7 protein-coding genes and 1 pseudogene are annotated in these 9,457 nt (G+C 43.0%); 5 read left to right on the forward strand and 3 right to left on the reverse strand.

The window, feature by feature from the left end; genetic code table 11:
* Nucleotides 1–9: 9 nt before the first annotated feature.
* Entirely contained in the window at nt 10–984 is a 975-nt protein-coding gene (locus tag L4C42_RS16080; protein WP_353498178.1) for an ABC transporter ATP-binding protein, read from the reverse strand.
* A 428-nt stretch (nt 985–1,412) separates the two neighbouring features.
* Here L4C42_RS16080 and L4C42_RS16085 point away from each other — a divergent pair, with 428 nt between their 5' ends.
* The 5 genes from L4C42_RS16085 to L4C42_RS16105 all read left to right on the forward strand — a co-directional run bounded on the left by L4C42_RS16085 (nt 1,413) and on the right by L4C42_RS16105 (nt 7,547).
* Complete coding sequence (locus tag L4C42_RS16085) at nt 1,413–2,378, forward strand: LacI family DNA-binding transcriptional regulator (RefSeq protein WP_353498179.1); 966 nt, start codon at nt 1,413–1,415, stop codon at nt 2,376–2,378.
* 111 nt (nt 2,379–2,489) lie between these two features.
* Complete coding sequence (locus L4C42_RS16090; protein WP_353498180.1) at nt 2,490–4,223, forward strand: glycoside hydrolase family 13 protein; 1,734 nt, start codon at nt 2,490–2,492, stop codon at nt 4,221–4,223.
* Nucleotides 4,224–4,282: 59 nt separating this feature from the next.
* Nucleotides 4,283–5,911 (forward strand): PTS transporter subunit IIBC, encoded by a 1,629-nt coding sequence (locus L4C42_RS16095; RefSeq protein ID WP_353498181.1) that lies wholly within the window; start codon nt 4,283–4,285, stop codon nt 5,909–5,911.
* 85 nt (nt 5,912–5,996) lie between these two features.
* Nucleotides 5,997–6,803 (forward strand): endonuclease/exonuclease/phosphatase family protein, encoded by an 807-nt coding sequence (locus L4C42_RS16100; protein WP_353498182.1) that lies wholly within the window; start codon nt 5,997–5,999, stop codon nt 6,801–6,803.
* A gap of 276 nt (nt 6,804–7,079) precedes the next feature.
* Nucleotides 7,080–7,547 carry a low molecular weight protein-tyrosine-phosphatase gene (locus L4C42_RS16105; protein ID WP_353498183.1) on the forward strand — a complete coding sequence of 156 codons (468 nt, stop codon included), beginning with the start codon at nt 7,080–7,082 and terminating at the stop codon, nt 7,545–7,547.
* Nucleotides 7,548–7,637: 90 nt separating this feature from the next.
* On the opposite strand, the gene L4C42_RS16110 is transcribed toward L4C42_RS16105, so the two are convergent.
* On the reverse strand, nt 7,638–8,846 hold the full coding sequence (locus tag L4C42_RS16110; protein ID WP_353498668.1) for a NupC/NupG family nucleoside CNT transporter: 1,209 nt from the start codon (nt 8,844–8,846) through the stop codon (nt 7,638–7,640).
* Nucleotides 8,847–9,179: 333 nt separating this feature from the next.
* Nucleotides 9,180–9,457 (reverse strand): annotated as a pseudogene (locus L4C42_RS16115) (IS4 family transposase); the annotation flags it as partial.

Here is a 9,457-nt window from a genome sequence, read left to right on the forward strand (position 1 = left end):
ATCATTTCCTTATAAGTGAATTCTTTGAATATCTTCAGGGGCGCAATAAAGAGATATTACTTCTCCAGGGGTCGGTCGCTGTGATGCGAAGAAGTGCCACTTCTCTCCTGCAACATTGGCCTCAACGAGATAGTGCTGCCCTTGGAATCGAGCGTTGATAATCGAACCTTCAAACTGCAAATCATTGTCATTGGCAGCAGCATGAGGTTTCAGCTTTTCCATGCGGATAAAGGCATGGCCTTGAGGGCTAGGAAGACGATTGCTCTTCCCTATAAACTGAGCGACAAATTCTGACTTAGGATGGTGATAAATCGCCTCCGGTGAGTCGAACTGTTCAACTTGACCAGCATTCATGATGACCACTTTATCTGCCATAGACATAGCCTCTGCCTGGTCGTGTGTGACATAGACAGCGGTCAATTGGTTATCTTTGAGGATTTGTAGCAATAGGTGCTGAATCTGATCTTTAAGAACTGCATCAAGCGCTGAAAGTGGTTCATCAAGCAGAATCAGTTGTGGTTTGGTAACTATGGCTCTCGCGATAGAAACGCGCTGTTGCTGACCGCCAGAGAGCTGGCTTGGAAATCGTTTAGCGAACGAGGCTAACTGAACTTGTGCCAGTGCATCGTTTACTCGCTTATCCAGATCTTTGGTGTCTTTTCGTGCACGTAGGCCAAATGCAATATTCTCATAGACAGTAAGGTGTGGCCAAAGCGCGAAGTCTTGAAACACCATTCCAAGCTTTCGATCTTGAATAGCGATAGATTCATTCAACTCACCGTCGAAAACACTACGCTCATTGATTTTAATTTGTCCTGAAGAAGGGTGCTCTAATCCTGCTATGGATCGGAGTAATGTCGTTTTTCCGCATCCAGACGGCCCAACGAGTGCGGCCAATTCACCTTGATTTAAAGATAGATTGATGTCGCGAAGCGCACTAACGTCACCGAAGCTTTTATTGAGGTTTTTAATCGAAAGGCTCATGCCATGTCACCATAATTCCGTTTGATGACAATCATTCATGAGTTTTATTAATTAATGACTCAAATTACGTGAAGCTTTTGTTTCGTTTCAGTCCCTATCTCAATGAACTTGCGTACTAGAGCGTGAGTTATGGGGTTGATGTGCCTAATTTTTAAGAGAAAAGTCATATTCCTTTAATCATTGTTGGCACACCATATTCTATCCGTCAGTATTGGGGGGCTGGCTTGTTCAAGGTATGCTCCCTCTCTGGTCTTGCGTGTAGATCCGAATCTTGTGAGTAAAAATCGAGCACTCATGCTCACACCCAGTTGTATTTACTGTATTGTAAGTCAATATATTGGATACTATACCGAAGTGACTCAACATAACCCTGCATCTTGAAGTCACTTTGGTGTATGACAATAGTGCATTATTGAAGGAAGTATGTAATGAGTAAAAAGATGACAATGGCTGCGATTTCAAGACAGCTTGGAATTTCAACAATGACTGTGTCACGTTACTTTAATGGCGGTTATGTTTCGGCTGAGAACCGCCTTAAAATTGAAGCTATCGTCAAAGATAGTCATTACACACCTAATATATTTGCTCGCTCTATTCGTAGCCAATCCAATATTATTGGTTTCGTCGCGCCTCGTATCGAGTCATATACGACGAGTTTAGTGATTAAAGGGGCGCTGGCTGCTGCCAACGAATCACAAGTACGAATGCTGTTTCATTCCACAGGGTTTAATCATGAGTCAGAATGCCAAGCTGTGAGAGAGTTTAACGGCTTAAATGCACTTGGCACGATTATTATCGCTTCAAAACACAGTGTTGAAGAGACTTTTTATCGAACCTTAGATAATGTGTTATTTATTGGCAAAAACTCTCCCCATCATTGTTGTTTATATTACCCCGATCACGCTGCTATTAAAGCACTCGTCTCCCAAACCATTACTCAACTAAAACAGCAGCAAGCACCGCTGGTAGCCGTAAATTATATTTACGATGAGCGTATGCTTTCTAGCCGAACTAAGTTGATGCAAACCACCATTACCGATACCGTACCCGAGTTAAATTTTTCACTGCAAGCCTTAGCCAACTCTGAGGAAAAAACCGACTACCAGGCAGTTCAATTACAGCCCAATCATGTCTACTTTTGCGCCACCGATAATATTGCCATTCGTTTATATCGTCGCGCCAAAGAACAGCAACTCAAGATTGGTCATAACGTATGGATTGTAGGCATGGGCGACTATGATTACAGCGATCTGTTAGTCCCGAGTCTGACTACTGTGGCTTTTAACTACTATCAAGTGGGCTATCAAGCTGTCAAAAAATTGATAAAGCGCGATTTCAGTTCCGTCGAAGGCACATTTGACCTAAAAATGAGAGAAAGCTCACAGTTCTCTTGAGGTTATGAGGGCTACCTCACAGTTTGTCTGAAATTATATTGAGTCTAAACGCAATCCATTTAACCTCATGTGTTATCGATAACACATAGCATAACACAAAGCATAACATTGATGATTTGCGCCAATAACAGACATTCAAGCCCACTCGAGTGGTGGAAAAAAGCGACCGCCTACCAAATTTATCCCCGTAGCTTTTATGATACGAACCAAGACGGTATTGGTGATATCAATGGAATCATTACTAAGCTGGATTACCTAGCTGATTTGGGCATTGATTTAATATGGATTTGCCCATTCTATGCATCACCGAATGATGATAACGGTTACGATATTAGCGACTACCAAGCGATTCATCCTGACTTTGGAACCCTGGAGGATGTGGATACACTGATCGCTGCTGCTCATACGCGTGGCATTCGCATCATTATGGATTTGGTGATCAACCATACTAGTGATGAACATCCATGGTTCATCGAATCTCGAGATAACAAAAATAGCCCTAAGCGTGATTGGTATATTTGGCGTGATGGTTGTGAGCCTACCGATGAAAAACTGACTTGCGATCCAAACAACTGGGAAAGTATCTTTCATGGCAGTGTATGGGAATATGATAAAAAAACGGCGCAGTACTACTTGCACCTATTTTCCAAAAAACAACCGGATCTGAATTGGGAAAACCCTGAAGTTAAGCAAGCACTATTTAAAATGATTCATTGGTGGTTGGAGCGCGGTATTGATGGTTTCCGTGTTGATGCAATTAGCCATATTCAGAAACAACCAGATTTACCGTCTTTACCCAATCCAAAGGGTGAAAAGTATGTCTCCTCGTTTGATTATCATATGAATGTGGCAGGTATTGAAAAGCATCTGCATGAGTTAAAACTGCAGGCGTTTGATCCCTTTGGCATTGTGACAGTTGGTGAGGCCAATGGGGTTACTGCCGATAACGCATTACCGTGGGTTGCCGAAGCGACCGAGCAGGATCAAGGTGGCGTTTTCAACATGATTTTTCAGTTTGAACACATGAAGCTATGGTCGGAAGAACAAAGCAACGAGCGTTTAGATTTGGTGGAGTTCAAACGCATTTTATCGCGTTGGCAAGATGCATTAGAAGGTAAAGGTTGGAATGCGCTTTATTTAGAAAACCATGATCAAGCACGTAGTATTGATACTTTTGCCGACCCTAATTCTAGGTATGCCAGTGCTACCGCATTAGCGAGTTGTTATTTCTTGATGAAAGGGACTCCGTTTATTTATCAGGGCCAAGAGATTGGTATGGTAAATCATCAGTTTACGTCTCTTGACGAATTTAATGATGTGTCTGCTAGAAATTTAATTCAAAAACTATCTCAACAAGGTCAAAGTGACGCAGACATCTTAGCTTTGTTAAATCAGGTATCTCGCGACCACAGTCGCTTGCCAATGCAATGGAATGACCAGAATTTTGGCGGTTTTTCTGAGGTGCAACCTTGGTTCTGGGTCAATCAACAGCACGCAGATATCAATGTTGAGCAACAACAGAAAGATCCAAATTCGATTTTGAGTTTCTATAAGAAACTGATCGCTCTGCGTAAGTCAAATGTAAGTTTAGTGGTTGGCCGCTATCAATTGCTGCTAGCTAGCGATCCCAATATCTATGCTTATCAACGTGTTGGTCAAGATATGACATGGACCATTATTACCAATTTAAGTCCACAAGAGAGCATCGTTGATATCGACTGCACGCAATTAGGCGAATTAGTGCTTGATAATCAGAATATCAAAAACGAACACGTTCGCTCTGATTTTATAGCGACGCAAATTGTCCCGGCTTATGCAGCGTATATATTTGCAAGAAAACACTAATTTATATTTATCGCAGGGCATTTATAAAGCTACCCTGTATTTAAAACAAGGAATCATTTATGAGTAAGTTACTGTCGTTTGATTTTTGGCAACGATTTGGGAAATCCCTTATCGTTGTTATCGCGGTGATGCCAGCCGCGGGTATCATGATATCACTCGGTAAAGTTGTCGCAATGTATGCCGGTGGTATTGGCGCTATTGAAACACTAGGCGCTATTATGGAAAACATAGGTTGGGGGGTTATAGTTAACCTTCACCTATTATTTGCTGTCGCTATCGGTGGTTCATGGGCTAAAGAAAGAGCAGGAGGCGCATTTGCTGCTCTGATTGCCTTCATCTTAATCAACCGCATCACCGGGGTTATATTGGGCGTGGACAACGCTATGCTCAGTGATCCAGAGGCGGTTGTGATGAGCCTATTTGGTTCTGAGTTACCTGTCTCTCAATTCTTCACTAATATTTTGGGTGCTCCTGCTCTAAATATGGGTGTGTTTATCGGTATTATGTCTGGTTATTTAGGTGCCAACTTATTTAACCGCTATCATGACTTCTCTCGCTTACCTCAAGCATTAGCATTTTTCAACGGTAAGCGTTTTGTACCTTTTGTAGTTATTTTCTATTCGATGATTATTGCGTTTGCTTTATCAATCGTATGGCCTTTAATTCAAGGTGCACTTAATGATTTTGGTCAATGGATTGCAACCTCTAAAGACACAGCACCGATCACTGCTCCTTTCCTATATGGTACGTTAGAGCGTTTATTACTGCCATTTGGCTTACACCACACTTTAACTATTCCGATGAATTACACTGAGTTGGGTGGTACTTATGAGCTTTTGACTGGTACGAATGCGGGCTCTAGTGTTTATGGTCAAGATCCATTATGGCTTGCTTGGGTTAGCGATCTAAATAATCTTAAATTAAGCGATCCGACAGCTTACCAACATCTACTAGATACAGTACATCCTGCACGTTTTAAGGCAGGTCAAGTTATTATCGCAGCGTCTTCATTGATTGGTATTGGGCTTGCCATGTATCACTGTGTTGATGGTGACAAGCGCGCACAATACAAGCCAATGTTTTTATCTGCGTGTCTTGCAGTGTTATTAACAGGTGTAACAGAGCCTATTGAATTCATGTTTATGTTTATTGCTCCTGTTTTGTATGTTGCGCATGCGGTGTTAACAGGGGTTGCATTTGCGTTGGTCGATGTTATGGACCTACGTGTACATGCCTTTGGCTTGATAGAATTAGTCACTCGTATACCTATGATGGCTTCAGCGGGCATCGGTGGTGATTTGGTTCGCTTCGCATTAGTCTCTATTGTTTTCTTTGGTGTTAACTATGGATTATTCCGTGTGCTTATTGTCAAATTTAAATTGCCAACACCGGGACGCATGGGTAACTACCTCGATGACAGTTCGGAATCCATGTCAGAAGATGAGAAGATGGAAACTATTATTAAGAATTTAGGTGGCCGTACCAATATTGCTGAAATTGATGCTTGTATGACACGCTTGCGCGTTACAGTTAATGATCCGCAGTTGGTTGCCGAATATGAGTTATGGAAGCCAACAGGAGCACTTGGCGCTGTGATTAAAGAGCAAGGAGTACAAGTTATTTATGGTCCTGGAGTGGATGTCATTAAATCTAGATTAGTTGCGAAGTTTTCAGCACAACCAGCGTAATTATTTCTCTATTTAGATAGAGTAACATCGAAAAACGCAGCCTTGCGCTGCGTTTAACTCACGACAATCAATAAGTGAATAATAAATGAAGTTAATGACGTTAAATACCCATAGTTGGCAAGAAGAGAAACAGCTAGAAAAGTTGGATGTGGTAGCGCAAGCCATAATCGAGCAAGGGTGCGATGTCGTTGCATTACAGGAAGTGAATCAACATCAAGACAGCCCGGCTGTTGATGCCAATATATTAACGAATCACACTGTGTTCGCTGATAACTATGGTTATTTGTTACAGAAAAAGCTCATGGAATACGGTTGTCACTACCAACTTACATGGGATTTCGTTCATCAAAGTTATGACGTATATCAAGAGGGACTGGCATTCTTGACGCGACTGCCGATTATCGAACATGAGGTCATTGACCTAAGTGATAATTATGATGTGAACTACTGGAAACATAGGCGAGCAGTGCGTATTAAGGTTACTTCTCAACAAGGCGATTTCAATCTTTATAATTGTCATTGCGGCTGGTGGAATGACTCAGAGAACTCATTTGAGGATCAGTTCAACCAAATAAGTGCGACATTATCAACGGAATTGAACTTTCTATTAGGCGATTTCAACAACCCAAGCCATATGCGTAATGAAGGTTATGATTATGTTTTACAGCGCGGTTTGATAGATTGTTATGAAATAGCAGAAATAAAAGATACTGGAACCACTGTAATTAAAAATATTGATGGTTGGGAACAAAATATCCAAGCGCTTCGGATTGATCTGGTTTTTAGTAATCAACCAGTGGTGGTAAGGCAGCATCAGGTGATTTTTAATAATGACTTTTATCCGGTTGTATCGGATCACTTTGGGGTTCTGGTGGAAGTAGACATTACTTAATGTTTATTAACTTGTCGCATTCCGTTTGGTGATTGCTTTTTGCTCTTTATGATAAATAAAACTGACAAGCAGCCTTTGAACGCATCGAAAGTTATAATATATCTATTTTTCAATTGGTTATTTGAAATTGAGTTTACGGGGATAACTTTTACTTTGATACGAAGTGGTAGTTTTGAGGGCAAAATCCCTCCAAAACTATTCACAAGCACCTGATTTATCAACTAAAATTTTTTGTATCTTTGACGTGAAAATTGGCCGAAATTAGGTGTTAACTCTATGAATAATAAAAAGAAACCATCAATCCTAGTAGTATGCATGGGCAACATTTGCCGCTCTCCTACTGGTGAAGCAGTTCTTCGTGCGCGCGCTGAGCAAAGTGGCGTAGCTGTGACAATAGATTCAGCAGGTACGATTGGGTATCACCAAGGAAATACGCCAGACCCAAGGTCTAGACAAGCGGGGGAGGCGAGGGGCTACTCGTTTGCTGGTATTCGAGCACGGCAGGTCACGGATGATGACTTTGAAGCGTTTGATATGATTTTGGCGGCGGATAGAGATAACTTGGCGGATCTTAAACAGCTTTGCCCGGCGCATTTGCAATATAAGTTATCGCTGTTTCTGAGCTATGGTTCATCGAGTCATACTGAGATACCCGATCCCTATTATGGTGGTGACCAAGGGTTTGAACTGGTGTTGGATTTGATTGAGGACGCATCGGATAGCGTATTGGCGAAGTTTGCATAGCGTTTGACGCGCCACGCATTACCAAGCGGGGAACTGACACCTTATTTGAGCTTGAGGTATCAGCTCCCCTGGTTGTACGTTAGCTAAGCTTTACAGCACAAAGAATAGACCAGCAAGGCAAGCACTCATTAGGTTAGCGAGTGTGCCGGCTAGAACGGCTTTAATGCCAAGGCTTGCAACATCAGAGCGGCGTTCTGGTGCCATGGACGCGATCGCGCCAATTTGAATTGCGATAGAGGCGATGTTGGCAAAGCCACAAAGAGCAAAGGTGATGATGACCTGAGTTTTGTCAGACAGCATGGCTTTTGCTTCCACAAAGTCGATGAAGGCAACAAACTCATTTAAAATCACTTTCTGACCGATAAATGAACCTGCTGTCAGTACTTCACTAGAGTCCACACCGATTAGCCAAGCAACAGGCGCAAACACGAAGCCAAACAGCAGCTCCAATGTCATACCTTTGCCACCAAACCAGCCAGTGATAGATTCAATAGCAGCGTTTAGCATTGCAATCACACTGATGAAAGCAACAAGCATCGTACCAACCGCAACAGCGACTCTCATGCCGTTCATTGCGCCAGCAGCGAGCGCGTCAATGATGTTGCTTTGTTTGCTGTCATCGAGTTCAATATTGCTATAGTCAGACGGAGTTTGTTGCTCTGGTACAAGCAGCTTAGCCATCATCAACGAGCCTGGCGCGGCCATGAAGCTTGCGGCGATGAGGTACTTGAGTTCAACACCAAGTCCTGCATAACCGCCAAGCACGCTTCCCGCGACCGATGCCATACCGCCGGCCATTACGGCAAATAGCTCTGAGCGTGTCATTGTGCCTAGAAATGGGCGAATAAGTAGCGGTGATTCACTTTGCGATAAGAAAATGTTGCCAGTAGCTACCAGCGATTCAGCTTTGCTGGTGCCAAGGAATCTTTGCAGGCCGCCACCGATAATGCGAATGGCCAGTTGCATGATGCCAAGGTGATAGAGCGCCGCAATCAGTGCACTGATGACCACGATAATTGGCAGTACGCGAATGGCAAACACGAAGCCGTTTGTAGCTAAGTCGCCAAACAAGAACTGAATACCACGGTCTGAGAAGCTAAGAATGGTGGCTACGCCGCTGCTCATGGCGCCGAGAATATCTTTGCCAAGTGGAAATGCGAGGACAAACGCTGCGACTAGCGATTGTAGAAGTAGGGCGCGAAGTACGGTGTTCCAATTGATTGCTGAACGTTTTTCAGAGAATAGGTACGCGATAGCAATAAGCGAAACGATGCCAAGGAGGCTAGAAAGAATAGCGATCATTGAGCAGCACCTCCAAACAGTTGAATGGTCGATGTGCCAAAGTGATACCAAGAAGCCGCCAGTGATGGACGCGGAAACCACATAGTGTGGTAGGAATTGAATAAAGTTGTCATTGAGTAACCTTTACAAGCTGTGAAATAAGCTGGTCCGATTCCTTGGGGTCATTCACAGATCCGTGGTGACGGCTTGTATTGGTTGTGTTCAGGCTTTCACCTGACAAACGGCGCGGGAGTATATAGAAATAAATGAAGAATGCACGTGCTAAGCGTGAGTTGTATGTCTGTTTGACTAAAAGGCCACCAGTTCGCCTAATGCTTGTAAGTTAAGAAGCTAACACCTTTTAGAAGGCCTAGTCGCATAGCGACTGGGCCTTCTTTTTACCGCTCTTGGATAGCTCCTATCTCGCCTTTCTGGCAACGTAAAACTCTCAGCCATATCTAGGATATAGTTCATCACCTCCGGGATTCTTCCAGGTGCGACGGCAGGAAGGAGTTGTAACTGTCCTATTAAGAACAACGAAGCTTGTTTAAAGCCTATCTGGTAAGGCATTACCTTGTTTTGGTCGTAGGCCATTTGGCACATTAAGAACCGAAGTAAGTTATAGGCCA

Origin of the sequence: Vibrio wakamikoensis, from assembly GCF_050337275.1 — a bacterium.
GTDB classification, from domain to species: domain Bacteria; phylum Pseudomonadota; class Gammaproteobacteria; order Enterobacterales; family Vibrionaceae; genus Vibrio; species Vibrio chaetopteri.

Coding starts and splice junctions, on each gene's coding strand:
- L4C42_RS16090 (WP_353498180.1), top strand. CDS start 2,490: ATGATTTGCGCCAATAACAGACATTCAAGCCCACTCGAGTGGTGGAAA.
- L4C42_RS16085 (WP_353498179.1), top strand. CDS start 1,413: ATGAGTAAAAAGATGACAATGGCTGCGATTTCAAGACAGCTTGGAATT.
- L4C42_RS16105 (WP_353498183.1), top strand. CDS start 7,080: ATGAATAATAAAAAGAAACCATCAATCCTAGTAGTATGCATGGGCAAC.
- L4C42_RS16080 (WP_353498178.1), bottom strand. CDS start 984: ATGAGCCTTTCGATTAAAAACCTCAATAAAAGCTTCGGTGACGTTAGT.
- L4C42_RS16095 (WP_353498181.1), top strand. CDS start 4,283: ATGAGTAAGTTACTGTCGTTTGATTTTTGGCAACGATTTGGGAAATCC.
- L4C42_RS16100 (WP_353498182.1), top strand. CDS start 5,997: ATGAAGTTAATGACGTTAAATACCCATAGTTGGCAAGAAGAGAAACAG.